General features: G+C 71.1%; 19 protein-coding genes. 6 read left to right on the top strand and 13 right to left on the bottom strand.

Going from position 1 to position 26,685, the window contains the following annotated elements; genetic code table 11:
• The first annotated feature begins 45 nt into the window (after positions 1-45).
• From OG252_RS11635 to OG252_RS11650, 4 genes are read left to right on the top strand one after another with little or no spacing between them, the layout of a single operon-like run.
• A complete protein-coding gene (locus OG252_RS11635; protein WP_329335728.1) occupies positions 46-969 on the top strand; it encodes an AAA family ATPase in 924 nt (307 codons plus the stop codon).
• Complete coding sequence (locus tag OG252_RS11640; protein WP_329335729.1) at positions 966-2,060, top strand: hypothetical protein; 1,095 nt, start codon at positions 966-968, stop codon at positions 2,058-2,060. The genes OG252_RS11635 and OG252_RS11640 overlap by 4 nt, the downstream gene beginning before the upstream one ends.
• A 26-nt stretch (positions 2,061-2,086) precedes the next feature.
• A complete protein-coding gene (locus OG252_RS11645) occupies positions 2,087-4,981 on the top strand; it encodes an alpha-glucosidase C-terminal domain-containing protein (RefSeq protein WP_329335731.1) in 2,895 nt (964 codons plus the stop codon).
• Positions 4,982-4,986: 5 nt separating this feature from the next.
• Positions 4,987-6,246, top strand: coding sequence for a toll/interleukin-1 receptor domain-containing protein (locus OG252_RS11650; protein ID WP_329335733.1), 1,260 nt, complete (start codon positions 4,987-4,989; stop codon positions 6,244-6,246).
• 9 nt (positions 6,247-6,255) lie between these two features.
• Here the strand turns inward: OG252_RS11650 and OG252_RS11655 are convergent, their stop codons facing one another.
• The 10 genes from OG252_RS11655 to OG252_RS11700 all read right to left on the bottom strand — a co-directional run bounded on the left by OG252_RS11655 (position 6,256) and on the right by OG252_RS11700 (position 20,527).
• Complete coding sequence (locus OG252_RS11655; protein WP_329335735.1) at positions 6,256-6,741, bottom strand: methylated-DNA--[protein]-cysteine S-methyltransferase; 486 nt, start codon at positions 6,739-6,741, stop codon at positions 6,256-6,258.
• A 37-nt stretch (positions 6,742-6,778) separates the two neighbouring features.
• Positions 6,779-8,296 (bottom strand): AlkA N-terminal domain-containing protein, encoded by a 1,518-nt coding sequence (locus OG252_RS11660; RefSeq protein WP_329345123.1) that lies wholly within the window; start codon positions 8,294-8,296, stop codon positions 6,779-6,781.
• 392 nt (positions 8,297-8,688) lie between these two features.
• Positions 8,689-12,624 carry a glycoside hydrolase family 2 TIM barrel-domain containing protein gene (locus OG252_RS11665; protein ID WP_329335738.1) on the bottom strand — a complete coding sequence of 1,312 codons (3,936 nt, stop codon included), beginning with the start codon at positions 12,622-12,624 and terminating at the stop codon, positions 8,689-8,691.
• 190 nt (positions 12,625-12,814) lie between these two features.
• On the bottom strand, positions 12,815-13,360 hold the full coding sequence (locus OG252_RS11670; protein ID WP_329335740.1) for an O-acetyl-ADP-ribose deacetylase: 546 nt from the start codon (positions 13,358-13,360) through the stop codon (positions 12,815-12,817).
• A gap of 72 nt (positions 13,361-13,432) precedes the next feature.
• Entirely contained in the window at positions 13,433-14,842 is a 1,410-nt protein-coding gene (locus OG252_RS11675; protein WP_329335742.1) for a phytoene desaturase family protein, read from the bottom strand.
• A 98-nt stretch (positions 14,843-14,940) separates the two neighbouring features.
• Positions 14,941-15,783 (bottom strand): inositol monophosphatase family protein, encoded by an 843-nt coding sequence (locus OG252_RS11680; RefSeq protein WP_266449946.1) that lies wholly within the window; start codon positions 15,781-15,783, stop codon positions 14,941-14,943.
• A gap of 222 nt (positions 15,784-16,005) precedes the next feature.
• Positions 16,006-17,832 carry a gamma-glutamyltransferase family protein gene (locus OG252_RS11685; protein ID WP_329335745.1) on the bottom strand — a complete coding sequence of 609 codons (1,827 nt, stop codon included), beginning with the start codon at positions 17,830-17,832 and terminating at the stop codon, positions 16,006-16,008.
• A gap of 44 nt (positions 17,833-17,876) precedes the next feature.
• On the bottom strand, positions 17,877-18,710 hold the full coding sequence (locus tag OG252_RS11690) for a class I SAM-dependent methyltransferase (RefSeq protein ID WP_329335747.1): 834 nt from the start codon (positions 18,708-18,710) through the stop codon (positions 17,877-17,879).
• Positions 18,711-18,764: 54 nt separating this feature from the next.
• Complete coding sequence (locus tag OG252_RS11695) at positions 18,765-19,427, bottom strand: response regulator (protein ID WP_266449911.1); 663 nt, start codon at positions 19,425-19,427, stop codon at positions 18,765-18,767.
• Positions 19,424-20,527, bottom strand: coding sequence for a sensor histidine kinase (locus tag OG252_RS11700; protein ID WP_329335749.1), 1,104 nt, complete (start codon positions 20,525-20,527; stop codon positions 19,424-19,426). The genes OG252_RS11695 and OG252_RS11700 overlap by 4 nt, the downstream gene beginning before the upstream one ends.
• Before the next feature lie 167 nt (positions 20,528-20,694).
• Here OG252_RS11700 and OG252_RS11705 point away from each other — a divergent pair, with 167 nt between their 5' ends.
• Positions 20,695-21,696, top strand: a complete 1,002-nt coding sequence (locus OG252_RS11705; protein ID WP_266449909.1) for a carboxymuconolactone decarboxylase family protein — start codon at positions 20,695-20,697, stop codon at positions 21,694-21,696.
• Positions 21,697-21,844: 148 nt separating this feature from the next.
• The gene (locus OG252_RS11710) at positions 21,845-22,519 is read left to right on the top strand and encodes a hypothetical protein (RefSeq protein WP_329335753.1); all 675 of its coding nucleotides are present in this window, start codon (positions 21,845-21,847) and stop codon (positions 22,517-22,519) included.
• A gap of 39 nt (positions 22,520-22,558) precedes the next feature.
• On the opposite strand, the gene OG252_RS11715 is transcribed toward OG252_RS11710, so the two are convergent.
• The 3 genes from OG252_RS11715 to hydA form a co-directional block, all read right to left on the bottom strand.
• Complete coding sequence (locus OG252_RS11715; RefSeq protein ID WP_266449907.1) at positions 22,559-24,085, bottom strand: NCS1 family nucleobase:cation symporter-1; 1,527 nt, start codon at positions 24,083-24,085, stop codon at positions 22,559-22,561.
• Positions 24,086-24,207: 122 nt separating this feature from the next.
• Positions 24,208-25,227 carry a TIGR03842 family LLM class F420-dependent oxidoreductase gene (locus OG252_RS11720; RefSeq protein ID WP_266449906.1) on the bottom strand — a complete coding sequence of 340 codons (1,020 nt, stop codon included), beginning with the start codon at positions 25,225-25,227 and terminating at the stop codon, positions 24,208-24,210.
• Positions 25,228-25,238: 11 nt separating this feature from the next.
• Positions 25,239-26,642, bottom strand: a complete 1,404-nt coding sequence (gene hydA / locus OG252_RS11725; RefSeq protein ID WP_329335756.1) for a dihydropyrimidinase — start codon at positions 26,640-26,642, stop codon at positions 25,239-25,241.
• Positions 26,643-26,685: the final 43 nt, after the last annotated feature.

Genomic DNA, 26,685 nt, shown 5'->3' on the forward strand with positions numbered 1-26,685 from the left:
GCAGGGCAGAATGAGCGCCTGACCGTGCCGCTGGAGGAGAGGCGTGTGCTGCAGTACGACAAGGAGTTCGACCCCTCTGCCGACACGCCCGGGGCACGTCATCAGGACGGTGCGGAAGACGGCGGTGGCGCGGGGTACGCGGCGGACGACGAGGTGTACGTCTTTGACGACGAGAAGGTCGTCCTCGCCGTCAACGTCGCCCTCAAGACGGGGCGTCCTCTCCTGCTGTTCGGCCCTCCTGGCTCCGGCAAGTCCTCGCTCGCGCCCAACGTCGCGCGCATCCTCGGCTGGGGCTACTACCCCCACGTGGTCACGGCCAGGACCGAACCAGAGGATCTGCTGTGGCGGTTCGACGCTCTGCGGCGCCTCAACGACGCGCAGGCGCGTCAACTGCACGACAAGATCTGGCACTACTACACCAAGGGCCCTCTGTGGCGGGCGTTCGAGGAGGACGGAGGCCGGCGCAGCGTCGTGCTGATCGACGAGATCGACAAGGCGGACCCGGATCTGCCGAACAGCCTCCTCGGGCCGCTCGGTTCCCTCTCCTTCGCCCTCCCCTGGAGCCTTGACGAGGATCAGGAAGCCGAGACCGGTGTCGTCTCGGTACCCCCGGAGCGGGCCCCCTTGATCGTTGTCACCACGAACAACGAACGCGAGTTGCCCAAGCCCTTCCTACGGCGCTGCATCGTCGTGGAACTCGACGCGCCCGACCGCGAGCACCTCTTGAAGGTGGCCGCTTCCCACCTGGGTGAGCGGTACGACGCCGACCTGGCCGGGCGGGTGGCCACCCACCTGCTCGACGTCCGGGGCACACTGCACGACGCGACCGGCGGCCCGAGCACCGCCGAGTACCTGGACGCCCTCAAGGCCAGCCAGCAGCTGGGGGTGACACCGGGCACGCCCGAGTGGAAGGCGCTGGAGCAGGTCACGCTACGCAAGGGGCGCGACGGGGCGGAGACCGGCGCGTGACGGGAGGGGGCGAGGTGTTCCTCGGCGACCTGGTCCGTGCCGTCGCCGGGTTACGCCCACGGGATGCGGCCACCGCGGCCGCCATGGCCAGGGTCCTGGGGCTCGACGGCGGAGCCGCCGCCGTATCACCGGATGCGTCGGCGCCACGACCACGGACCGTCGGGCCGCGGCGGCGCGACCTGTCACCGTCGTCGTCCGACGGCACGGGGCCCGGTCGCCCGGGCGACGGCCGGTCCGCACATGTCAGCGCCGAGGTCCGCCCGCCCCGAAGCGGCAACACCGACGAAGCCGCACCCACCCGGAGCGCCCGGCACGCGGTCAGACTCACCGAGCGACCGGTCGACTTCTCGCTCGCCGCACTGAACGGCTTCCGTCCAGCCGCCGCTCACACCTCGGACCGCTCCGCCCCGGACGCCTCCGCGTCCGAACTGCTGGGCCGCGGGACAGCCGGGCCCGGGCAGCCGCACGAGCCGCCATGGAAACAGGGCTGGGCCAGAGGCATCATGTTCGCGACGGTGGCCGCCCCTCTCGAGAGCCGGGAACTCGACGAGCGGTCCCTCGTGCGCCGCGTCGCCCGCCTGGACACAGTGCGCAGCGTTCCGCGTCGCCGGCGGCTCAGCACCCGTCGCGGCGCCCAACTGCTGCTGGACCACGGATCCGGCCTCTCCCCGTTTCAGGACGACCGGGTGTGGCTGCACGAACTGGCGGCGAACGTCGTCGGGCGCGACAGGGTCGACGTCTTGCGCTTCCGCGGCACCCCCGACCGTGGAGTCGTACGAAGTGACCCGCTGGCGAAGGAGACGTACCGTCCTCCGCTGCCCGGTACTTCGGTGGTGCTCGTCTCCGATCTCGGTCTGCTGCGCCCCGCCTTCGCCGACCGCTCCGTCGCCTCACCGCGCGAGTGGCGAGGCTTCCTCGACCAGGTCAGGCACGCCGGCTGCCCCGTGGTCTGTCTGACGCCGTACGACGCCGGAGACTATCCGGCGGAGCTGCGCGAGCGGGTCGCCTTCCTCCCCTTCGACCGCCGCGTCGCCCTGCGGCACGCGCAAGAGGCGGCGCGGGTGGCGCGGCGCCGGCTGGAGCGCTCATGAGCGGTGGCGCGGGGAAAGGCCTGAGCATGGCGCAGTACGTCGAACTGCTCGCGCAGCGGCGGCCCGACGTCGTCACGCTCGCCGAATGTCTGTCCCTCGCCGCCGGCGTGGAGCGGGCGATGCTGCGCCGGACCCGCCTGCGTTTCCTCCCCCGGTCCACCGCGGGCGTGGAGGCCGAGCTGTGGTTCTCCCCGCTGGTCGAGGCGGCCGGGGACCACACCCTGCTGTTCGACCCGGAGGCCGCGGAGATCCTGCGCCGCAGGCTCATCAGGCACCCACGTCCGCACGTGGAGGACGTCCGGAGGTTCACGGTGGAGTCCCACCAGGACGCCAGGCCCGTCACGCGGTGGTTCGAGGACATGCTCTGGGCCGACCTGCTTCCGTCGGCCGCCGCGGACCAGCACGTGCGGAGCGAGCTCGCCCGGGTACTGCGCGCCCTGACGACCGGGGGTGACTCGGCCGACGACCTCGGGCGCTGGATCCTGCATTATCTGCCGCGCCTGCCGGCCGGTGTGCGGCGATACGACGACGCCTGGCGCATACAGGTGGCTTCCTCGGAGCGGCTGGGCCTGGAGCCACCCGACGATCCGTTCGTCCGTCCCCCCTCGGTGATCACGGAGGCCCGCGCCCTCGTGCAGCGGCACCTGTCGGTCGGGGTGACTGCCCGTTCCGACGGCGTGGAGTTCAGCAGTCCGCCGACGGACGGGTCCCGGTTGATCACGGCGCCGGGCCTGCGCAGGATCCGGCTGGACGTGGTGAGCGTGCTCGCCGCCGAACCGGATCCCGTCCGTGTCCAGTTGAGAGAGAACCAGGCCGTTCGGCTGCCCATGACCGTGCTGCAGTTCCTGGACGGTGACGGTGCGACCACGATGAGCGTGGCCCACGCCGGTGTCGCGTCCGATGTCGTGGTGGCGCGGTCGGTGGGCTCCGCCGCCTACGACGCGTCCTGCGCGGTGCTGCTGGCGGACGGCAGGATCGCTCTGCATGGCAGGGGCGGTGTGATGACGGGTCAGGTACCGGCCGCGTCGCCCGAGCGCAGGCGCCGGTCACTGACCCTGTCGCTGGACGGGCGGGTGCTGGCCTGGGCGGAGGACGGGACCGCTGTCGTCCGTGATTTGCGGACGGGTCAGGAGCGGCTGGTGAGCGGCACATCGGCACGGGGCGAGCTGGTCCGGGTGTTCTTCACCGGCGACGCGGCGGAGCTCGCGCGGGTGTATGCGGGCGAGAACCGTGTGTCGGTCGTGGCGGGCCGGAGTACGAGTGTGGTCACGCACGGCGAGAGCATGGGTGACCGCCTGTGGAGCTCGGACGACGCGGCGTGCGTCGCGAGCATCGGACTGTCCGGGACGCTGTGGATCCAGGACGGGGACGAACGCGACGACGAGTCGACGAGCGAGGCGCTCTCGGAGGGCGTCACCGCGGTCTCCGGCGCACCGGACGGCAGGATCGTCGTCTGGGCGACGGGGGACGGGACCGTCTGGTACCGAATGCGTGCGAACCGCGCCGGCTCGGGGGTGGCGGGATCGGCCCCCTGGCAGGTGACCGGCCTTGCCGCCGCCCACGACGGTCGAGCGGTCGCAGCGGTGGGAGGCGACTCCCGGCTGCTCGTCTGGCAGCTCCGGGGTACTCCCACGCCCCCGCGGACCGTCGCACTGCGTTTCTGCGCGGACCGGGTGCACGCCCTGTCCGGAGGAGGTTGGGCGGTCTCGGGCACCGGCGGGCCGGTCGAAGTGCGAACGGAGGACGGCCGTCGTTACCACGTCACCCCGGACACCCAGGATCCCCTGTCGGCGGACGAGGTTCCCGCCTGGGCGCGGGGGCGTGTTCTGGCAGAGGTCCGTGAGACGCCTGGTGCCGGCTTCCCGGAGCTGGCGGACGGCATGGCGGACATCAGCGCGCAGGGCGTGGACTGCCTGCTGGTCCGGCGTGCGGTCGGGCACCCTGGCGGCGAGGGCGTGCCGACACGAGGAGGGGATCGATTCGACGGTGGCTTCCAGGCGATGCTGCTGGCGGCACAGCGACACGGGATGCGAGTCGTCGTCGAGGTCGAGGCGGATACAGAGCTGGAGGACATCGCGGTCCACGGACACTCCGGCGGTCTCCTCGAGGACGTACGGGAGTGGCTGGACCGGGATGTCGACGGAGTCTGCCTGGCCCACGAGGGCGATCTCGGCGACGGTGTGCTGAGCGACGTACGGCATCTCCTGGACGGCTACGGCGACCGCCTTCTCATGCGGATGCGCACCACCGCGGCGCCGGCGGACGCGGTGGTCGACTTCGGCGGTCGCAGTGGTGGCGACATCGGCTGCCATGTGGTCGTACCCAGGTGGGACGACCTGCTGGTCCGCGGCGTCCGCGAGGGAGACCTGGGTGCGGTGCGGTGGGGCAGGGACCGTTCCTACGCGGCGGACCTGACGTCCGCTCTCGGCCTGCTGGTGTCTGCCTGTCCCGGTGCGCAATGGGGGCACACCGTGCCCGAGCGCCTGACGGTGGCCCAACGGACGTTCGCCGCCTCGGTGCTGCTGAGTCTGCCCGGCTGCCCGGTGCTGCCCTCTTCCCTGTTCCAGCAGTCCGCGCTCGCCACGATGGCGCGGCTGCGCCGCGATCATCTGGTGCTGAGCAGGGGCACGTGCGAGGTGGCGGATCTCGGGCTGCCCGGGGTCCTCGCCCTGCTGCGCCGCTACGGCGACGAGACCGTGCTGTGCCTGGCCAACTCAGGGCAGCGCGAAGTGAGGGTACACATCCGGCTCGACCACCTCGTCGCCGAGGAGAACGTGCTGCCGCTCGACCTTCTCGACCTTCTGGACGGCACGACGGTGCCCTGCTCACAGGGCTCTCCCGCCGTGTTGGCGCTTGAGCCGTACGGTGTCCGATGGTGGCGGCTCATGCCCGCCGCCCGCACCTCGAACACCGGGGAGTAGCGGACATGGCACGCCCGCGGGTCTTCCTCAGCCACAGTTCGCAGTGCACGGCGGAAACCGGCTGCGAGTGCCTCGCCTACCTGTGCGCCCTGGAAGAGCATCTCGTGGGCCTCGGGTGCGAACCCGTCATCGACAAGGGCGTCCTGACCGGAGGGGACAACTGGCGCGAGAAGCTGCTGCTGGAGATCAAGCGCTGCCAGGGCATGATCATCCTACTGTCTCCGCACGCGCTGAACTCGTACTACGTGCACATGGAGGCGACGGCGGCTCTCACCCAGCAGGCGGGAGACAAGGACGGTTTCCTCATCCTTCCCCTGATGCTGCCCGGCGTCGACCTGGACCGGCTCCGCGGCAGCCCGCTCTCCCAGCTGAAACTCGACGAGTACGACATGGCGAACTGGAAGGGGAACGCGGCAATCGCGAACCCGCCCGCCAAGATCGGAGACAGCTTTCGTGCGGTGCTGGCCAGGTGGGGCGAACTGCCCCATCCGCAACTGACGAAGTTCATCGCCGGGCGGATCGCGGACCTCGACGAGAGCGTGTTGGAGGACAGCGCGAGGATCCTCGGGGTCACTCTTCTCGCGTACGCGCGCGACACCTCGCGGTACTACGTCGCCCAGGGACTCCTGCGTGAGCGCCCCGTGCGAGACGTCGGGGACCGCTGCGATCTGCGCAGCGCGCTGAAACTCATCCTGCCCCAGGTGCGCCTGCCCGAGCATCGCCGGGAGATCGTGGACGTCGCCGTGCCGTTCGCACGCGTGCCCAAGAAGGCTGCCGAGCAGTTGCGCGGGGTCGGGCAGGCGTCGAGCGGCCGTATGGCCCTGCTGCGGTCGGAGCTGGCGGAGACCCCGGGCCTGTACGTCCGCAAGGCAAGCGAGGCTCCGGAGCCGTGGACGCTGTGCAAGGCTGTGCCCCGGCAGGACGGGGCCGACTTCATCGAGGGCGTCGTCGAGGAGATCAGGGCGTTGCTGATCGCCGAGCTCGCCTTCGGTCTCCCCTGCGACGACGACAAGCTTCGGCAGTTGCTGGTGCGGCACGAGGAGGAGTTCGGGCCGGTGACGATCGTGCTCCACCTGTTGCCGGACGCCGCACTGACGAGTCGGCTCCTCGTCGACTTTCCCCGCTTGCTGTTCATCTTCGCTCACCAAGAGGCCGACACCGTGGGCGAGTCCGGGGGAATGATCTCGCTGGAGTCGCTGACTCCCGGCCAGGAGCAGGACATGGTGTTCACCCACCTGAAGTTCTCCGGGCATCCGCTGCCATAGGAGCGGGCCCTAGAACAACGCCGGCCCGCTCTCGAACTCCAGCAGCCGCTGTTTGCGGTCCAAACCGCCGCCGTAACCGGTGAGGCTGCCGTTGGCGCCGACGACGCGGTGGCACGGCACGATGATGCCGACCGGGTTCCTGCCGTTGGCGAGGCCGACCGCGCGGGAGGCGGTGGGGTTGCCGAGGGCGTCGGCCAGGTCGCCGTAGGAGCGGGTCTCGCCGTACGGGATCTTCCGAAGCTGTTCCCAGACGCTGCGCTGGAAAGGGGTTCCGTGCAGACTGAGTTCGAGGGTGAACTCCTTCAACTCGCCTGCGAAATAGGCCTTGAGCTGGTCGGTGGCCGCGCCGAAGGCCGGTAGGTCGTCGCGGGGGCCGAAGCTCTCGTCCGGTGGGCGGTGGCGTTGGCCGGTCATGTAGAGACCGCAGAGTGCGCCCTCGTCGGCGACCAGGGTGAGGGGGCCGTACGGACTGTCGATCACGGTGTGCTGCTTCATGGAGTCGTCCTGCGTCCTTTCGCGTGCTGGAAAGCCCTCATACGGGCAGGAAGTTGATCGGGTGGCTGTCGGTCGCCCACAGGTACTGGACGGCGTACGCCCGCCAGGGCCGCCAGGCCGCCGCCCGGGCCGTGAGCGCCGCCGGGGTCGAGGGCAGGCCCAACTCCTGGGCGGCGCGCCGGATTCCGAGGTCGGTGGGGAGGAAGGCGTCCGGGTCGCCGAGGGCGCGCATGGCGATGACGTCGACCGTCCAGGGGCCGAAGCCGGGGAGCGCGAGGAGTTGGGCGCGGGTCTGGGTCCAGTCGCTCTCCACGCCCAAGTTCAGGGAACCGTCGGCGAGTTGGTCCACCAGCGTGGTGAACGTGGTCCGGCGCGTCCGGGGCATCGCCAGCGCCTCGGGGTCCACCGCGGCGAGTGCCTCGGGGGCCGGGAAGAGATGGGTGAGGCCGCCCTCGGGGTCGTCGACCGGATCGCCGTGCGCGATCACCAGACGGGCCGCGTGCGTACGGGCCGCCGCCGTGGAGACCTGCTGGCCCAGCACCGCCCGTACGGCGAACTCCGCCTCGTCGACCGTGCGGGGGACGCGCCGGCCGGGCGCCTTGTCGACCAGTGGGGCGAGCAGCGGATCCGTGCGCAGCTGGTCGTCGACGGCGACCGGGTCGGCGTCCAGGTCGAGCAGGCGGCGGCAGCGGCTGATGGCGACGGTCAGATCACGCAGGTCGCTGAGGGCGAGGCGGCAGGCGATGTGGTCCGGTTGCGGGCTGAGGGCCACGATGCCGTGGCCGTACGGCAGCCGCAGCGTGCGCCGGTAGGCGCCGTCCCGCCACTCCTCGACGCCCGGGACGGCGGTCGCGGCGAGGTGGCCGAAGAGGTTGTCCGGGTTGAGGGGGGTGCGGAACGGGAGGCGGAGGGTGAGGGCGCCCGGGGCGCTGGTGGAGGTGGCGGTGGAGCTGGTGGTGGAGGTGGTGGTGGTGCTCGCGGACGTCCTCTTCTTCGGCAGGCGGGCGCGCAGTTCGCTGGGCGACAGGGCGAAGACCTCGCGCACGGTGTCGTTGAAGGTGCGGATCGAGGCGAAGCCGGCCGCGAAGGCGATCTCCGCCATCGGAAGAGGGGTCGTCTCGATGAGGATCCTCGCCGTCTGGGCGCGCTGGGCGCGGGCGAGGGCGAGCGGGCCCGCGCCCAGTTCGGCGAGCAGCTGGCGTTCGACCTGCCGGGTGCTGTAGCCGAGCCGGGCGGCGAGCCCGGGCACGCCCTCGCGGTCCACGACGCCGTCGGCGACCAGGCGCATGGCGCGCGCCACGAGGTCGGCGCGCTGGTTCCACTCCGGGGAGCCGGGGCTGGTGTCGGGGCGGCAGCGCTTGCAGGCCCGGAATCCCGCCAGCTGGCAGGCCGCCGCGCTCGGGTAGAAGGTCATGTTCTCGGGCTTGGGCGGCACCACCGGGCAGCTGGGCCGGCAGTAGATCCGGGTCGTCAGGACAGCCGTGAAGAACCAGCCGTCGAAGCGGGCGTCCTTGGACTGGACGGCGCGTACGCAGCGCTCGGTGTCGGTGTGCATCCCCATCTGCATGGATCCAGCATCGTCCACGAGCGGGACCATGGCTGGCGAGAATCCGACATCGACCTCAGCTGTCCTGCACCGGGCCGGATCGCGTGCGCGGTGGTCGTCCAGCCGCGTGCCGGACGGCGTGGGACGCGGGGCGGATCACGGTACGGGACTGATCATTCCGCTGGGCTTCCCGGCGCTGGCGTGTGCCCCTCCGCGGGATCGGCTTGGGCAGACTGGTTGCCGTAGTTGCGGGTGTACGGCGGAGGGGTGCGGCCGGGACTGAGGTGCGGGTGGGGCTCCGCCCGTGGGAGGCCCGGGACGCCTTGGGCCTTTGACCTTGGCAGGCCCGCGCAGATCCGTGGAGACCTGTGGAGACCCGTGGAGACCCCACCCGCCCGGCACTATTCCGTCGCCGTCGGCCGCCGCGAGGCCGCCATCGCCTCGTCGACGTCCGTCAGCGGACGCAGCCGGTAGCTGTACGCGTAGTCGCGGTTGGCGAAGAGCTTGAACTCGTCGTGGGTGTGCGCACCCCAGCTGTTGTCACCGCCCACGCCCATCTGCCGGTGGTTCACCCGGAGTACGACCGCCTCGCGCGGCGTGAGCTGGTAGTCGTGGCGTGCTCCGACCGACAGGTCCTCCGGCGTGAAGTGCGAGGCACTGACCTCGAGGAGGGGCTCGCCGGAGACCAGCAGGCCCACGCCGCGTCGGTCGGTCAGGGCGGCCCATCGCACGTCGGTCTTGTTGCCGTTCTCCTGCGGGCGGATGTAGGAGGTCCACTGCCCGGAGACGGTCCCGGAGTAAATGCCCACGTCCGTACCGTAGTTGCGGTCCCAGTGGTTCTCCTCGGGGCCGCGGCCGTAGTAACGCAGCTGCTCCAGACGCGCGGGCAGGAACAGCAGGCTGCCCACCTCGGGGATGTACGGCAGGCTCGACGCGCCCGGGTGCAGGGTGTGGTCGACCTTGATCTCACTGTTCCCGAAGACCGTGTAGGTGGTGGTGTACGTCGACTCGACGGTCGTCGGCAGCGTGCCGGCGACCTTGATCTCGACCGCCCTGTCGCGCAGGGCACGCACGGTCACATCCGTCACCTTGCGGTTCGCCCCGGCGTCGCGCCAGGTCTGGTTGCGGGTGTGCTGGCCGTTGCCGTGGTCGTTGTCGGTGGGCGCCCGCCAGAAGTTGGGTGCGGGGCCGGAGGTGATGAGCCGGGTGCCACGGACCTCGTACGAGGTGATGGTCCCGCTGCTCTTGTCGACGACGACCGTGAAGTCCTCGCCGGTGACGGTCACTCGGTCGCCTCCGTCGAGGTGGCTGAGGGCGGTCACGCTCGCCAGTGGGACAGTCGTCACCGCCGGGCTTCCCGCGTCGAGGGCGAGTTGCTGCCGCGCCACCTCGAAGCCGGCCTTCGCCCACTTCGTGGATTCCTTGGTGGTGAAGGACAGTTCGAGGAAGTACTCGGCTCCGGGTGACGGTCGGGCCGGCAGCCTCACGGGCACCGTGATGTCCTTGCTCGACAGCGGTGGCACATCGAGCTGACTGCGCGTCAGTTTCCCTCGCTGCACGACCTTTCCGTCCGCGACGAGTGACCAACTCCCCTCGAACTCACGGAGGTTGGTGAACACGTACTCGTTGGTGAGAGTCACCGCTCCGGCCGCTCCGGCCCCTCCGCCCGCGACCGGTGCCGCGTTGACGGCCTGGTAGACCCGCTTGATCTCGGCCGCCTTGCCGGTGTGCCCCCGGCCGGCGGTGACGATGCCGTCCGCGACGAAGTTCCCGTCGTTGGGGTTGTCGCCCCAGTCGCCGCCGTACGCGAAGAAGGTCTTGTCCCTCGGCCGCTTCTCGGTGACTCCGACAGTGGCCGCGTCGAACCAGAACCGCACGCCCTCGTCGCCGGGACCGCGGCTGTCGGAGGCGAGTTCGGCTGCGCTCAGCGCACGGGCGTACACGCGCGCCCGGCGAATGGTGCCGCTGAACTCCCGGGTGATGTTGTCGACGTCGGTGGCGAGCGCGAGGGGCGCGGTGTTGTTGCTGGGGGGCCGGGTGGTGGTCCGGGTGGCCTTCGCCTCTCCGTCGACGTACAGAGTGAGCGTGCCCGCGGCCACGTCGCAGACGCCGGCGATGTGGTGCTCGGTGCCCGTCCAGCCGTCCGGCAGCGCCCAGGTGGCGGTGATCCACTGGCCGCCGCCGTAGATGAAGAACTCCAGGTTCCGGCCCGACTGTTTGAGGGCGTACTGCGTGTCGCCCTTGGCGATGATCGGCTGGTGGTAGCCCGTCACCTGGGGGGTGACCCAAGCCTCCAGGGTCAGGGAACCGGTGAGGTCGAGGCTGGGGTCGCGGGCGAAGACGGTGCCGCCGGAGACTCCCTTGGCACGGTCGAACGTGCCGCTGGGTGCGATGAGTTCGCCGCGCAGCCTGCCGGGTCCGGTCTCGGTCAGCAGTGTGCGCGCCGGGGTGGGCCAGCTCAGGGCCTGGTCGACGAAGTCCCAGATCCAGCCGCCCTGGAGGACGTCGTGGCGCCGGATGACGTCCCAGTACTTCTTGAAGTTGCCATTGGAGTTCCCCATCGCATGGGAGTACTCGATCATGACGTACGGCCGGGTGTCGGTGGTGTCCTTCGCCCGCTGTTCGACGCGCGCGGGGCTCTCGTACATCTCGGAGCGGATGTCGCTGACCGTGGGGCGGTCGTCCCCCTCGTACTGGATGACGCGCGTCGGGTCGTAGGAGCGGATCCAGTCGTGCATGGCGACGAAGGTGCTGCCGCCGCCCGCCTCGTTGCCGAGGGACCAGATCACCACCGAGGCGTGGTTCTTGTCGCGGTGGACCATGTTCTGCGCACGGGCCACGCACGCCTCGGTCCAGTCGGCGTGGTTGCCCGGGTATTCGTCGCGGATGCCGTGCGTCTCGAGGTTCGTCTCGTCGACGAGGTAGAGGCCGTACTCGTCGGCGAGTTCGTACCACAGCGGGTTGTTCGGGTAGTGCGAGGTGCGGACCGTGTTCATGTTCAGCCGCTTGACGATCCCGATGTCCTCGACCATGTCCGCGCGGGTCAGCGCCGTGCCGCGGTCCGGATGCATCTCGTGCCGGTTGGTGCCCCGGAAGGAGACGGGCCGGCCGTTGATCCGCATCAGCCCGTCCTTGAGCGCGAACTCCCGCAGGCCGACCCGGTGCGAGAGCGTCTCGATCACCTTGCCCGCGGGGTCGCGCAGCCGCAGCACGGCGGTGTAGAGGTTCGGGTGTTCGGCCGACCACAGCTTCGGCTCGGGTACGGCCTTCGCCGCTTGTACGGTCGTCTCGGCACCGGAGCCGAGATCGACGGTCTGCTGCAGCGGACGGGACCAGACAGGGTGCCCGTCGGCGTCATACAGCATCGTGTCGACTGTATACCGTCTACCGGACCTCGACCCTGACCCCGCCCCCGACGCCGACCCGCTCCCGTAGTCCCGCACGCTCGCGGTGACCGCCAGCTCGGCGGCCGTGTAGTCGTCGCTCAGCGGGGTGTCCAGCTTGAAGTCGCGCAGGTGGACGGTCGGCGTGGAGTACAGGTACACCGAGCGGAAGATGCCGCTCAGCCGGATCATGTCCTGGTCCTCCAGCCAGTCGCCGTCGGAGTAGCGGTACACCTCCACCGCGATCTGGTTGGTGCCGGGCCTGAGATGCTCGGTGATGTCGTACTCGGCGGGGCTGAACGAGTCCTCGTGGTAGCCCACCAACTCCCCGTTGATCCACACGTAGTGGGCCGACTTGACGCCCTCGAAGTGCAGGAACGTCCGCCGTCCCGACCAGTCGCGGGGGACGGTGAAGGTGCGGCGGTACTGGCCGACCGGGTTGTAGCGGGTCGGCGCGGCCGGGGGCTGCGGCTCCTCGCCCAGGCCGTTGGGGCCCCACCAGGGGTAGGTGATGTTGACGTAGATCGGGAAGTCGTAGCCGTGCTGCTGCCAGGCCGAGGGGACGGGGATCGTGTCCCAGTCGCTGTCGTCGAGGTCGGTGCGGTGGAAGTCGGCGTCCCGGTCGTCGGGGCGGTCGGCGTAGGCGAACTTCCACTTGCCGTCCAGGCCCAGCCGGTACGGCGAGCGGGCGCGGTCGGCGGCCAGGGCCTGTCTGACGTCCTGGTACGGCATGAGGGTGGTGTGCGGGGGCTCGGCGCCCAGGCGGAAGACGGCGATGTTGCCGTTCCACTCCGGTAAGGCGTCCGCGGCCGCCGTGCGCCGGCCGGCGGCCGAGGCGGGGGCGGGCGAGGCGGACAGGGCGAGCGCGCCGAGTACGGCGGCTCCGCCCTCCAGCAGACGGCGGCGGCTGAACACGTGTGGATGCGGGTGCGGCTGCGGGTGCGGGTGCGGCATGACCGTGGCCTTCCTCGGTGCGACTGTGGGGGTGCGCGAACTGAGGGTGCGTCAGGAGGGTCAGGGGTTCAGAACGTGACTACTGGCGACAAAGGCAACTACTGAGCCAGGGGAACCCTAGGACTCGCACACAATCGAAGCAATGTTCCTGTCGGACTTTGTGCGGTCCTGTTGAGCCACGCCGGCTTCGTCACCGGGTCTGCGTGGCGAACGCCTCGTACGCCCGCCCGTCGAAGAGGACGAACCTGATCTCCTCGACCGCCGTGTCCGTCGCCCGTACCGTCTCCACCGCGATACGGGCCGCGTCGTCCATCGGCCAGCCGTAGATGCCCGCGGAGACGGCCGGGAACGCCACCGTGCGGGCGCCGAGTTCGTCGGCGACCCGGAGCGATTCCCGGTAGCAGGAGGCGAGCAGCTCGGAGCGGTCCTCGCTGCTGCTGAAGACGGGCCCCACGGTGTGGATCACCCACCGCGCGTCCAGCTCGCCGGCCGTCGTGGCCACCGCCTGGCCGGTGGCGAGCCCTTTGCCGATGGGGGTCCCCCCGCTCGAGCGAAGCCGAGAGTGGGGGAGCGAGGCGCGCAGCTTGCGGCAGTCCGCGAGGATCGACGGGCCGCCGCGGCGGTGAATGGCACCGTCGACGCCTCCGCCGCCCAGCAGGGAGGAGTTCGCCGCGTTGACGATCGCGTCGGCGCTCTGCCGGGTGATGTCGCCCTGGACGAGGGTGATCGTGGTCATGTCCGGGACGGCCTCCTTCACGCGATGGTGGTGATCATGTCTGCCGCAGTATCCGCCACGCAATGGTCGTGATCATGTCTGCCGCAGCCTCCGCCACACGGCCTTCGCCGCGTTGTGTCCCGACATGCCGTGCACGCCCGGTCCCGGCGGGGTGGCCGAGGAGCAGATGAAGACGGCCGGGTGCGGGGTGCCGTACGGGAACAGGGACAGCTTGGGGCGTAGCAGGATCTGGAGTCCGGTGACCGCTCCGGAGGCGATGTCGCCGCCGATGTAGTTGGCGTTGCGGGCGGCGAGTTCGGCCGGTCCGGCGGTCGCGCGGGCCAGGACGCGGTCACGGAATCCCGGGGCGAAGCGCTCCAGTTGGCGTTCCATGGCGTCGGTGAGGTCGCCTGTCCAGCCGCTGGGGACGTGGCCGTACGCCCAGAAGACGTGTTTGCCGGCCGGGGCCCGGGTGGGGTCGACGAGGCTGGGCTGCACGGTGATCATGAAGGGTCGCTCGGGTGCGCGGCCCTCTCTGGACGCGGCGCGCAGGGCGGCGCCGATCTCCGCGCTGTCCGCGCCGATCTGCACGGTGGTGGCCCTGCGGGCCTCCAGTGCGGTCCACGGCACGGGGCCGTCCAGGGCATAGTCGATCTTGAAGACTCCGGGGCCGTACCGATAGCTCTCGTAGTAGCGGCCGAGGCCGGCGATGCGGGCCAGGGCGGTGGGTGAGGTGTCGAAGACGTACGCGCGCGCGGGCGGCAGGTCGTCGAGGCGCTTGACCTCGAAGTCCGTGTGGATGGTGCCGCCGAGGTCCTTGAGGTACGCGGCCAGGGCGTCGGAGATGGACTGGGAGCCGCCACGGGCCACGGGCCAGCCGCGGGCGTGGGCGGCGAGGGCGAAGACCAGGCCGATGGCGCCGGTGGCGAAGCCGCCGAGCGGGGCCATCACGTGCGCGACGAGACCGGAGAAGAGGGTTTTCGCCCGTTCGTCGCGGAAGCGGCGCATCAGCCAGGTCGACGGCGGCAGGCCGACCAGGCCGAAGCGGGCGAGGGTGACGGGGTCCCGGGGCAGCGCGGTGAGCGGCAGCGACATGAAGTCGCGGGCCAGGGTGTCCCACTTGGGCAGGAAGGGCTCGACCAGCCTGCGGTACGTCCCCGCGTCACGCGGCCCGAACGAGGCGGCCGTCTCCCCGACCGACCGCGCCAGTACGGCCGCGGTGCCGTCGGTGAAGGGGTGCGCCATGGGCAGGTCGGCGTGCAGCCACTCCAGGCCGTAGCGCTCCAGGGGCATGGCGCGGAACGCGGGTGAGTTGATGCCGAGGGGGTGGGCCGCGGAGCACGGGTCGTGCCGGAAGCCGGGGAGGGTGAGCTCCTCGGTGCGGACTCCGCCGCCGACGGTGTCGCGGGCCTCGAAGAGGGCCACGGAGAAGCCGCGGCGGGCCAACTCCACGGCGGCGGTCAGTCCGTTCGGCCCCGCACCCACCACCACCGCATCGAGCATCGACGACACCTTCGGACCCCTTCGTCAGCCGGTGGCCTGTGAGCTTCAGGATATGCCGGAGGGCTGACAGCCCTGGGCCGCGGGGCGCCCTCCGCGAGCTACTGCGCCCTCAGCAGGCCCACCACCCGGCGTGCCGTGGCCGCGTCCCGGGCCGCGGTGAACGGGAGCGTGTTGTGGCCCGTGATACGGAACGGCTCGCCGGTGAGGGTCAGGTGCGCGCCGCCCGCCTCCTCGACCAGGAGCAGGCCTGCGGCGTGGTCCCAGGCCGCCTCCCACGAGAAGGCCGTGGCGTCCGACTCGCCGCGGGCGATGGCGAGATACTCCAGGCCGGCCGAGCCGCACGCGCGCGGTGCCATGCCCTCGGTCCACAGCCCGAGCAGGGCACGCTTCTGCTCCTCGGTCGTGTAGTCCGGGTGGGAGGTGGCTATGCGCAGGTCACGGTCCGCTTCCGGAGCACCGGCGTGCAGCCGCTCGCCGTCGAGGAACGCGCCCCGGCCGCGCACGGCCGTGGCCAGCTGGTCGCGGGCCGGTGCGTACGTCCACGAGGCGAGCACGACTCCGCCCTGGGCGAGCGCGACCAGTGTGCAGAAGCCGGGGTCGCCGTGCACGAACTGCCGTGTCCCGTCGACCGGGTCGATGATCCAGACCGGGGCGTCGCCCTGGATCGCCTCGTAGGACGCCGGGTTGGCGTGCACCGCCTCCTCGCCGACCACGGCCGAGCCGGGCAGCAGGGCACCGAGTTCCTCGGTGAGGTACAGCTCCGCCTTGCGGTCCGCGTCCGTCACGAGATCATGCGGGCCGGCCTTCTGGTCGACCTCGTGCGCGGCGAGCCGGCGGAAGCGCGGCATGATCTCGGCCGAGGCCGCCTTGCGCACCGCTTCCTCCACGTCGCCCGCGTGCCGGGTGAGAAACTCGTCGATGGTTTCCGTGTCTTCGATCATGACTCCATGAGAGCACGCGCCACTGACAATCCCCACCCGGCCGGTGTATCACTGGTGGAATCGGCGTGAAGACCACGATTTCACCTGGGCCCGGTCCGCCTGGGCCCGGTCCGCCTGGGCCCGGTCCGCCTGGGCCCGGTCCGCCTGGGCCCGGTCCGCCTGGGCCCGGTCCGCCTGGGCCCGGATGCGAGGTCCGGGGCGGGTTCCTCAGGCCGGGCGGCATCAGCGGCCCGTCGCGTACCCCTGCATCCCCCGCGGATTCGCCGCCGCCGACAGGATCCCGGTCTCCGGATCCCGTGCGACGGCGCACAGCCGCCCCTCCGACCAGGGATCACCGACGGTCACATCGTGCCCGCGCCGCCGCAGCTCCGCCACCACGTCCTCGGCCATCCGTCCCTCGACGGTGACGCTGCCCGGCCGCATGCCGCGCGGGTAGAAGGAGCCGGGGAAGCTGTCGTTGTGCCAGTTCGGGGCGTCGATCGCGCCTTGGAGGTCGAGCCCGCCCCTGACCTGGGCGCGCAGCGCGACCGCGAGGAAGAAGTGCAGCTGCCACTGGTCCTGCTGGTCCCCGCCGGGCGTCCCGAACGCCATGACCGGCACGCCGTCACGCAGCGCGATCGAGGGTGTGAGGGTGGTGCGGGGGCGACGGCCCGGGGTGAGTGAGTTCGGCAGCCCCTCCTCCAGCCAGGTCATCTGCAGGCGGGTACCGAGCGGGAAACCCAGCTCGGGCACGACGGGGTTGGACTGCAGCCAGCCGCCGCTGGGCGTGGCGGCGATCATGTTGCCCCACCGGTCGACGACGTCGAGATGACAGGTGTCGCCGCGGGTGAGCCCGTCGGGGCCGACCTCGGGCTCACCGGGGACCGGGGAGGTGGGGTGCTTGGCGACGGTGGGCTCCCCCGCGCCCAGGGCGTCGAAGCCGGGTTCGTCGCCGTGCACCACGCGCGCGTGGGCGCTCATCCGAGGAGTGCGGCCTCCGGGACTGCCGGGCCGCAACTCGTACGACGCCTTCTCACCGACGAGCTCCCGCCGCCCCGCGTTGTACGCGTCCGACAGCAGCGCGCCGAGCGGCACCTCGGCCGCGTCGCCGTACCACGCCTCCCGGTCGGCCATCGCGAGCTTGCAGCCCTCGATCAGCAGGTGGACGTACTCGGCGGACCCGTACCGGGGCAGCTCGGGCGGCAGCAGCGCGAGCTGCTGAAGCAGCACCGGGCCCTGGCTCCAGGGGCCGGCCTTGCACACGGTCCAGCCGTTCCAGTCGTACGCCGCCGGCGCCTCGTACGTCGCGGACCACCCGGCGAGATCGGCGGCCGTGAGCGTACCTGCGTGGCGCTCACCGCTGGTGTCCATGGTCGGCCGCTGGGCCTGCCGCACGAGGGCCTCGCCGATGAACCCGGTGCGCCACACCTCGCGGGCTGCCTCGATCTGCGCCTTCCGGTCCCCGGCTGCGGTGATCTCCGCGAGGAGCCGCTTCCAGGTGGCGGCGAGGGCGGGATTACGGAAGAGCTCTCCCGGCCGGGGTGCGTTGCCGCCCGCCAGATACACCTCCGCCGAGGACGTCCACTCCGTCTCGAACAACTCCCGCACGCTCTCGACGGTCGCCCCGACGTTCTCCACGGGCGCGTGCCCGTGTTCGGCGTATCCGATGGCGTACTTCAGCACGTCGGCGAGGGACTTGGTCCCGTAGTCCCGCAGCAGGAGCATCCACGCGTCGAAGGCACCGGGGACGGCGGCGGCGAGCGGCCCGGTCCCCGGAACCAGCTCCAGCCCGAGCCCCCGGTAGTGCGCGACCGTCGCCCCGCCCGGCGCGACTCCCTGCCCGCACAGCACCCGCACCTCGCCGCCCACCGGAGCGAGCAGGATCGGCACCTCACCGGCGGGCCCGTTCAGATGCGGCTCGACGACATGCAGCACGAACGCCCCTGCCACCGCGGCGTCATACGCGTTCCCCCCGTCCTCCAACACCGCCATCGCCGACTGCGAGGCCAGCCAGTGGGTGGAGGACACCATGCCGAAGGTGCCCTGGAGGGTGGGGCGGGTGGTGAACACGGTGAGCTCCTCACTCGACGGCGGCGGTCGACTGATCGTACGAGCTAACTCGGCCGCCTCCCCGCCGTGAGCAGATGCCCGCTGGCGCCGAGCAGCGTCGGCTCGGACTCGATGCGCCGGGTCGCCGCCAGGACGGCCGCGCGGCGTTCCGGCTCGTCCAGCCAGTCTTCGATGCCGCCCATGAGCCAGGCGACGCCCTCGATGCCGTACTGGCCCGCTACGGTGAGCCCCGCGTCGGTGAATTCGGTCGGCGGCTCCTCGGGGCGGGCGAAGTAGGCGACGGTGAACAGGCCGTCCTCGGCGTGGTGGTGGTGTCGGCCGTCCGCCGTGACCGCGTCGGTGCGTCGGCGGTGCAGGGGGGTGAAGTAGCGCTCCTCGCGCAGCACGTCGTGCAGTCCGGCGAACCGGTTGATGGTGGCCGCGACCACCAGCCCGCCCGGCCGGACCACTCGGTACGCCTCGGCCAACGCCCGTACCCGGTCCGGGCGTTCGGGCAGGTGGTACAGCGGTCCGAGGAGCAGCACCACGTCGTACGAGGCGTCGTCGGCGGGCAGGGCGCGGGCGTCTCCGGGGCGGGCGGTGACGCCGGGCAGCCGTGCGGCCTGTTCCACGTGGAGCGGCACCGGGTCGAGGAGGTCGACCTCGTATCCGTCCCGTGCGAGCCATTCCGCGTGGATCCCGCTGCCGCCGCCGACGTCGAGGACCCGCGCGGGCGCCGCCGGCATCAGCCGCCGCAGCACGTCCTGGGTCCGCCAGAACTCCAGCCGCCCGGCGGGCGCACCACCCTCTCTGAGGCGGGCGTCCTCCTTGCCCCGGGCGTAGTAGGCGAGGATCTCCTCGCGTACGGCGGGCTGTTGGTGGCGCGTCGTCTCGGTCATCACCTCAGGGTGCTGATCGCCGCCCTCGGCGCGCAACGGGATATGTGGCGCGGGTCAGTTGCCGCGTGCCGTCACCAGCCCCGACTCGTACGCGAACACCACCAGCTGCGCCCGGTCCCGCGCCCCCAGCTTCGTCATCGCCCGGCTGACATGCGTCTTCGCCGTGAACGGGCTGATGACCATGTGGGCCGCGATCTCCTCGTTGGTGAGGCCGCGGGCGGCGAGGGCGGTGACCTCGCGTTCGCGGCGGGTCAGGCACTCCAGGCCGGGGGCCGTGGACCGGTCGGGAGGGCGGGAGACGAACTCGCCGATGAGGGTGCGGGTGACCGACGGGGAGAGCAGGGCCTCGCCGTGGACCACCACCTTGATGGCCTGGAGGAGGTCGGCGGGTTCGGTGTCCTTCAGGAGGAAGCCGCTCGCCCCGGCCCGCAGTGCCTCGAAGACGTACTCGTCGAAGCCGTAGTTGGTGAGGATGACGACGCGTACGGCGGCGAGGGACGGGTCGGCGGCGATGTGCCGGGTTGCCTCGATGCCGGTCATCACCGGCATCTGTACGTCGATCAGCGCGATGTCGGGGACCTCGGCGCGGACCAGGTCCAGGCCCTGCTTCCCGTCCGCCGCCTCCCCCACCACCTCGATGCCGTCCTCGGCCTCCAGCAGCGCGCGGAAGCCGGCGCGCATCAGTGCCTGGTCGTCGACGAGTGCCACCCTGATCATGCGGTGGCCTCCGAGGGCAGCTCCGCGCGCACCGAGAAGCCGCCCTCCGCGCGCGGGCCGGCGTGCAGTGTGCCGCCGAGGGCCGTGACGCGTTCGCGCATGCCGGTGAGGCCGATGCCGGGGGTGCAGGGGCGGTTCGGGTCGGCCGTTCCGTCGTCGTCCACCTGTATCGCCAACGCCTCCTCGCCGTAGTCCAGTCGGACGTGCACCTTCGCCGGGCCCGCGTGGCGTGCCGCGTTGGTGAGCGCCTCCTGGACGATGCGGTACACCGCCCGGTCGACGGTCGACGGCAGGGGGCTTTCGTCGCCGGTCACCGTCAGTTCGACGGCGAGGCCCGCCGCCCGCGCGCGTTCCACGAGTACCGCGGGGGTGCCGGTCGGTTCGTCGGTGCGCAGGACCTCCAGGGTCGCGCGGAGTTCGCGCATCGCCTCGCCGCCCGCCTCCTGGATGGCGAGCAGGGCGGGTGGCACCTCCTCGCCTCGCTTGCGGGCGAGGTGGACCGCGACGCCCGCCTGGAGCTTGACGATGGAGATGCTATGGGTGAGGGAGTCGTGCAACTCCCGGGCTATGCGCAGGCGTTCCTCGCCCGCTCGGCGCAGCGCCGCCTCCTCGCGGGTGCGTTCGGCCTCCAGGGCGCGCTGCTCGGTCTGCCGCAAATAGGCCTGCCAGTTGCGGTCGGCGAGGCCCGTGACGACCGCGCACAGGAACCAGCCCGTGAGCAGCGCGGCCTTCTCCACGACCTCCCCCGTCGTCGGACCCGTCGCCACGTATGCCGCCAGGTACACGCCGCTCGCGGCGGCGGCCCAGCCCCGGTGTCCCACGCGGGCCGCGGTGTGCACGGCGGCGAGGACGGGGAGGGCGGCGAGCAGGCCGGGGTGCGCGTGCAGGACGTACGCCGCGCCGGTCGCCGTGGCGGCGGCCAGGACCGCCAGCGGGGCCGGCCGGTAGCACGCCAGGGCGGCAGAACCCAGCACGATCAGCGCGTAGTCGACGGCCGTGGTGTCCGCGTCGAACGCGGCCGTGGTCACCACGAGGGCGCCGACGACGACCGCGAGGGCCGCGTCGGCGAGACTCCTGCGTGTGACCAAGTGCCCGCTCATGCACGCACAGTAGCCGTCGGCACCGACACCGGCGTCACCCCTGTGGACAACTCTGCGACTACTCCCGACGTAGTAGACAGCGGCCCCGCGCCGCCCCGTCGGCGCAGCGCCTACTGTCTTCGGCCGTACGACGACCGCGCCCGGCCCCGCGGCGCACGCTTTGGCCCATGCCCACACCTTTCCGCTACACCGAACCCCTGCCGCCCAAGGCGGCCACCGGCCGCGTCGCCGAGGTCTACGCCCAGCTCTCCCGCGACTTCGGCATCGACGAGCCCGTCACCTTCGTGGTCCTGTCCTCCGCACCCGAGATCCTCGCGCCCACCTGGGCGCTGATGCGCGAGTCGCTGATCGCGGGCCCCGGCAGCCGAACCGGCAAGGAGCTGGCGGCGCTCGGGGTGTCGCAGGCCAACAAGTGCCCGTTCTGCGTGGACGCGCACACCGTGCTGCTGCACGCCACCGGCGACCACGCGCTCGCCGAGCGCCTGGCCCGAGGAAGGGTCCCCGAGGACGAGGAGCACGCGCGCGTGGTCGCCTGGGGCCGGCACACGCGCGTGCCGGGCGCCTCGCTGGAGCCGTATCCGTTCCCGCGCGAGCACACGCCCGGCTACGTGGGCACCGTGCTCGCCTTCCACTTCATCAACCGGATCGTGTCGGCCCTGCTCACCGAGCAGCTGCTGCCGGGCAACGCCCAGCGGTTCCGGGCGGTCCGCAGTCTCGCGGGCCGCACGCTCGCCCGGACCGTACGCCGCCCCGCGGTGCCCGGCGAGGCCCTCGTGCTGCTCGACCACCCCGACCCCGGCGAGGCGCCGGCGTGGGCGGGCGACACGGCCGTCGGGCCCGCGTACGCGGCGCTGCTCAAGGCGGCCATGGCCGGCGCCGGCCTCCTCGACGCCGACGACCAGGCCCTCGTACAGGAAACCCTGTGGGGCTGGGACGGGGAGCATCCGCCGCTCGCCCTGGGCGGGTTCCCGGACCGTCGGGAGCGTCCCGGCGCGCGTCTGGCGCTGCTGGCGGCCCTCGCGCCGTACCGCATCACGGACGAGGACGTGGCGGCCTGGCGGCGGCCGGAGCACACCGACCACTGTCTGGTGCACCTCGTCGCCTACGGGGCGTTCGCGGCCGTGGACCGCATCGAGTCGGCGCTCAGTCGCCGCATCGCCCGGACATAAAGGGACACAGGGCGCATCGGCAGCGAGGCGCTGTGACGGCACCGGTACGGAGCGAGTTGGCACTTCCGTCCCACAGGGAGTCATGTGAAACTGGCGCCCCGTCCGCAGTGCGGACTCCCTCCGCACCATCCCCCACGAAAAGTGCGCCGTGCGTTCCAGCTCCCTTCCCTTGCCGCTCGCCCTCACCGCACGCCTGTCGCCCGTCGTCGTGCTCGCCGCGGCGGGCTGGGCGCTGACGTCCGGTCCGTTCGCCGCGACGTCGGCCGGCGAGCACAAGGAGGGGGAGAAGACCGGCACGCCGTCCGCGTCCGCCCCGGCGACGGCGGCCGCGTCGAAGACGTACGCCGCCGCGCCCTCCCCGTGCGGCAGCCTCGCCAAGAAGACGATCACGTCGCTGGTGCCGGGTGCCAAGTCGGCCGGCAAGGAGATCCCCTCGACGGACTCGAAGCTGCGCCGCACCTGCTCGTGGAACGCGCTCAAGGGGTACGACTACCGCTGGCTCGACGTCTCCTTCGAGATCACGGAGAACGACGAGGCGGCACAGAAGTCGTACAAGGAGAACGTCGAGGAGAAGAGCGGCGGCGGGGACGTCCCGGGGGTCGGCGACTCGGCGTACTCCGTCGTGAACCTGACCACCGAGGACAAGCAGCAGACCCGCGAGGGCGTGGTGATGGTACGCGCGTCCAACGCGTTGGTGACCGTCACGTACAACGGCAGCGACTTCGAGACGAAGAAGGCTCCCAGCACGGACGAGATCAACAAGGCCGCCATCAAGGCCGCCAAGGAGGCGGTCGCGGCGCTGGAGGACGGTCAGCAGAGCTGACCGCCCTCCGACCGTCCTCCAGCAGTACTGCCTTCGGCGTCACGCCTCGAGGCGGTCCCTTCCACGGGCCAGCATCAGCACCACGTACAGCACCATCGACGTGCCCAGGCCCACCGCCCAGCCGTAGTCGGCCAGCGGCTCGAGTGCCGGGATGGGGCGCCCGTCGATCAGCGGCTTGAAGCTGGCGCCGCCGATGGCGAGGACACCGCCGGTGACGAAGGCGACGACGGCCCGCCAGTTCCAGCCGCCGTCGTACCAGTAGCGGCCGCCCGCGCGGTACAGGTCGGTCAGGTCGAGCTTGCCGCGGCGCAGGATCCAGTAGTCGGCGATGAGGATGCCGGCGACCGTGCCGAGCAGACCGCCGACCAGGCCGAGCCAGGTGAAGATGTAGCCCTGCGGGTCGGAGTACAGCTTCCACGGGAAGATCAGTACGCCGAGGACGCAGGTGGCGAGCGCACCGGCCCGGAAGGTGATCTTGCGGGGCGCGATGTTGGAGAAGTCGAAGGCCGGCGAGACCAGGTTGGCCGCGATGTTCACGGACAAGGTCGCCACCAGCACGGTGACCAGCGCGAACAGCAGGCCCACGACGTTGTCCGTCTTGGCGGCGAGCTCCACCGGGTTCCAGATCGTCTCGCCGTACACGGCCTGCGAACCGGAGGTGACCATCACCGACAGCAGCGCGAAGAGCGTCATGGTGGTCGGCAGACCGAGCGCCTGGCCCCACATCTGGGACTTCTGACTCTTGCCGTAACGCGTGAAGTCCGGGATGTTCAGGGACAAAGTGGACCAGAAGCCGATCATGCCCATGAGGGACGGCCAGAACAACTTCCAGAAGTCGCCGCCCCAGCCCAGCTTGGAGGGCTGGTCGAGCAGCGGACCGAAACCGCCCGCCTTGTTGCTCATCCAGATCAGCATCACGAAGGCGCCGACCAGCACGAAGGGCGCCGCCCAGTTCTCGAAGCGGCGGATCGTCTCCATGCCCCGGTAGATGATCGCGACCTGGATCGCCCAGAAGATCGCGAACGACAGCCACATCGTCCAGGGATAGCCGCCGAACTGTCCGGCGTCGCTCCAGCCGTTGCCGATCAGCTTGCCGGCGAGGAAGTAGATCGCCTCGCCGCCGATCCAGGTCTGGATGCCGAACCAGCCGCACGCGACCAACGCCCGTACGACAGCGGGGAGGTTGGCGCCGCGGATGCCGAAGGAGGCGCGGGCGAAGACCGGGAAGGGGATGCCGTACTTCGGTCCCGCGTGCCCGGTGAGCAGCATCGGCACCAGCACGATCACGTTGGCCAGGGCGATGGTGAACACCGCCTGCTTCCAGTCCATGCCGACGGCGATCAGACCGGAGGCCAGGGTCCAGGAGGCCGTGTTGTGGGCCATGCCGACCCACAGGGCGGAGAAGTTGTACGTGGTCCAGGTGCGCTTCTCCACCGGAACCGGCAGCAGGTCCTCGTTGGCGTAGCGGCCGCTCGGGGCGGGGCTGCCCGGGGCGAGCTCCACCCGGCCGTCGGCGAGGGTGACTTGGGTGGACGGCGGTATGGCCGTGGGAGCGGTGTCGGTCATGGGCAGGCCAATCAAACGAGGGGCGGATCCGGAAAGGCCGTGCGGGCTCCGGCCCCCTCCCCGAAACGGGACGGTGGGGAGGGGAGAACAGGAGTGGGGGGATGGGGAGAGCGGAGTTGCGGTCAGCCGTTGAGGGCCGGGATCACCGTCGACCCGTACGCGTCGATGGTGGCCTCCTGCGCGTCGTGCATGTCGTAGACCGCGAACTGGTCGACGCCCAGCTCACGCAGTGCGTTCAGCTTCTCGATGTGCTTCTCGACAGGGCCGATGACGCAGAACCGGTCGACGATCTCGTCGGGCACGAACTGGGTGTCGGGGTTGTCGGCGCGTCCGTGGTGGGAGTAGTCATACCCCTCGCGCGCCTTGATGTAGTCGGTGAGTTCGTCGGGGACGGCGGCGGAGTGCTCGCCGTACTTGGAGACCAGGTCGGCGACGTGGTTGCCGACCATCCCGCCGAACCAGCGGCACTGCTCGCGGGCGTGGGCGAGCGCCTCGGGCGAGTCGTCCTCGGTGACGTAGGCGGGGGCGGCGACGCAGATCTTCACCTCGGACGGGTCACGTCCGGCGGCGACGGCCGCGTCCTTGACCGCCTTCACCATGTACTCGGTGAGGTAGAGGTCGGCCAGCTGGAGGATGAACCCGTCGGCCTCCTCGCCGGTCATCTTCAGCGCCTTGGGGCCGTACGCGGCCATCCAGACGGGGAGTTCGGCGTCCTCCTTGATCCAGGGGAACCTGATGACCGTACCGCCGAGGTCCGCCTCCTTGCCGGAGCCGAGTGCCCGGATGACCTTCATGGCCTCGCTGATCCGGGCGAGCGTGTTCGGGGTGCGGCCGGCGACGCGCATGGCGGAGTCGCCGCGGCCGATGCCGCAGACCGTGCGGTTGCCGAACATGTCGTTGAGGGTGGCGAAGGTGGAGGCGGTGACCTCCCAGGTGCGGGTGCCCGGGTTGGTGACCATCGGGCCGACCTTGAGCTTGCTGGTGTTGGAGAGGATCTGGCTGTAGATCACGAACGGCTCCTGCCACAGCACGGCGGAGTCAAAGGTCCAGCCGTAGGTGAAGCCGTTGCGTTCGGCCCGCTTCATCAGGCTGATGACCTTCGAGGCCGGCGGGTCGGTCTGCAGGACGAGTCCGAAGTCCATGGGCGCCACTCCTAGTTGAGGTACTGACAGGTGGAGCGGGGGGTGTAGACGCCGTGCCCGGCGTGCCCGGTGTACTCCCGCTCGGTGATGACGAGTTCGCCGCGCGAGAGGACGGTCTCGACGCGGCCGGTGAGGCACTTGCCCTCGTACGCCGAGTAGTCGACGTTCATGTGGTGCGTCTCGGCGGAGACGATCTGCTCGGCGTGCGGGTCGTAGATGACGACGTCCGCGTCGGCGCCGGGGGCGATGGTGCCCTTCTTCGGGTACATGCCGAACATCCGGGCCGGGGTCGCGCAGGCGATCTCGATCCATCGGCGGCGCGAGATGTGCCCGTCGACGACGGCCTGGTGGAGCAGGTCCATGCGGTTCTCGACGCCCGGAAGGCCGTTGGGGATCTTCGAGAAGTCGCCCCGGCCGAGCTCCTTCTGGCCCACGAAGCAGAAGGGGCAGTGGTCGGTGGAGACCACCTGGAGGTCGTTGGTGCGCAGGCCCTTCCAGAGGTGGGCCTGGTGCTCCTTGGGCCGCAGCGGCGTCGAGCACACGTACTTCGAGCCCTCGAAGTCGGGCTCGGCGAGGTTGTCCGTGGACAGGAACAGGTACTGCGGGCAGGTCTCGCCGAAGACGTTCAGGCCCTCGTCACGCGCCCTGGCCAGCTCGGCGACCGCCTCCATCGCCGAGACGTGCACGACGTACAGGGGCGCCCCGGCGACCTGCGCGAGCTTGATGGCGCGGTGGGTGGCCTCGGCTTCGAGCAGCGCCTTGCGCACCTCCCCGTGGTAGCGGGGGTCGGTCTCGCCGCGGGCCAGCGCCTGCTCGACGAGGACGTCGATCGCGATGCCGTTCTCGGCGTGCATCATGATCAGGCCGCCGTTCTCGGCGGAGCGCTGCATGGCGCGCAGGATCTGGCCGTCGTCGCTGTAGAAGACGCCGGGGTAGGCCATGAACTGCTTGAAGGAGGTCACGCCCTCCTCCACCAGCAGGTCCATCTCCTTGAGCGTGTCCTGGTTCACGTCGGAGACGATCATGTGGAAGCCGTAGTCGATGGCGCAGTTGCCCTCGGCCTTGGCGTGCCAGGCGTCGAGCCCCTCGCGCAGCGAATGGCCCACGCTCTGCACGGCGAAGTCGACGATGGTCGTCGTACCGCCCCAGGCGGCGGCCCGGGTGCCGGTCTCGAAGGTGTCGGAGGCGAAGGTGCCGCCGAACGGCAGCTCCATGTGGGTGTGGGCGTCGACGCCGCCCGGGATGACGTACTTCCCGGTGGCGTCGATGGTGCGCTCGGCCGTCCAGGCCTCGGCGGCGGAGGTGCCGGAGGCGGCCAGGGCGGCGATGCGGCCGTCCTCGATCAGGACGTCGGCGTGGATCTCGTCGGACGCGGTGACGACCAGGCCACCGCGGATGACGGTACGGCTGCTCATGATCCCTCTCCTGCCGTGTTCAACACTGGTGTGGTGCGGGTCG

The sequence above is a fragment of the Streptomyces sp. NBC_01352 genome (assembly GCF_036237295.1).
GTDB lineage: Bacteria > Actinomycetota > Actinomycetes > Streptomycetales > Streptomycetaceae > Streptomyces > Streptomyces plumbiresistens.

What these genes read in the sequence shown, in the direction of transcription:
- OG252_RS11645 (WP_329335731.1), top strand. Translation starts at nt 2,087, where the DNA reads ATGGCGCAGTACGTCGAACTGCTCGCGCAGCGGCGGCCCGACGTCGTC.
- OG252_RS11650 (WP_329335733.1), top strand. Translation starts at nt 4,987, where the DNA reads ATGGCACGCCCGCGGGTCTTCCTCAGCCACAGTTCGCAGTGCACGGCG.
- OG252_RS11655 (WP_329335735.1), bottom strand. Translation starts at nt 6,741, where the DNA reads ATGAAGCAGCACACCGTGATCGACAGTCCGTACGGCCCCCTCACCCTG.
- OG252_RS11660 (WP_329345123.1), bottom strand. Translation starts at nt 8,296, where the DNA reads ATGCACACCGACACCGAGCGCTGCGTACGCGCCGTCCAGTCCAAGGAC.
- OG252_RS11665 (WP_329335738.1), bottom strand. Translation starts at nt 12,624, where the DNA reads ATGCCGCACCCGCACCCGCAGCCGCACCCGCATCCACACGTGTTCAGC.
- OG252_RS11670 (WP_329335740.1), bottom strand. Translation starts at nt 13,360, where the DNA reads ATGACCACGATCACCCTCGTCCAGGGCGACATCACCCGGCAGAGCGCC.
- OG252_RS11675 (WP_329335742.1), bottom strand. Translation starts at nt 14,842, where the DNA reads ATGCTCGATGCGGTGGTGGTGGGTGCGGGGCCGAACGGACTGACCGCC.
- OG252_RS11680 (WP_266449946.1), bottom strand. Translation starts at nt 15,783, where the DNA reads ATGATCGAAGACACGGAAACCATCGACGAGTTTCTCACCCGGCACGCG.
- OG252_RS11690 (WP_329335747.1), bottom strand. Translation starts at nt 18,710, where the DNA reads ATGACCGAGACGACGCGCCACCAACAGCCCGCCGTACGCGAGGAGATC.
- OG252_RS11695 (WP_266449911.1), bottom strand. Translation starts at nt 19,427, where the DNA reads ATGATCAGGGTGGCACTCGTCGACGACCAGGCACTGATGCGCGCCGGC.
- OG252_RS11700 (WP_329335749.1), bottom strand. Translation starts at nt 20,527, where the DNA reads ATGAGCGGGCACTTGGTCACACGCAGGAGTCTCGCCGACGCGGCCCTC.
- OG252_RS11705 (WP_266449909.1), top strand. Translation starts at nt 20,695, where the DNA reads ATGCCCACACCTTTCCGCTACACCGAACCCCTGCCGCCCAAGGCGGCC.
- OG252_RS11715 (WP_266449907.1), bottom strand. Translation starts at nt 24,085, where the DNA reads ATGACCGACACCGCTCCCACGGCCATACCGCCGTCCACCCAAGTCACC.
- OG252_RS11720 (WP_266449906.1), bottom strand. Translation starts at nt 25,227, where the DNA reads ATGGACTTCGGACTCGTCCTGCAGACCGACCCGCCGGCCTCGAAGGTC.
- hydA (WP_329335756.1), bottom strand. Translation starts at nt 26,642, where the DNA reads ATGAGCAGCCGTACCGTCATCCGCGGTGGCCTGGTCGTCACCGCGTCC.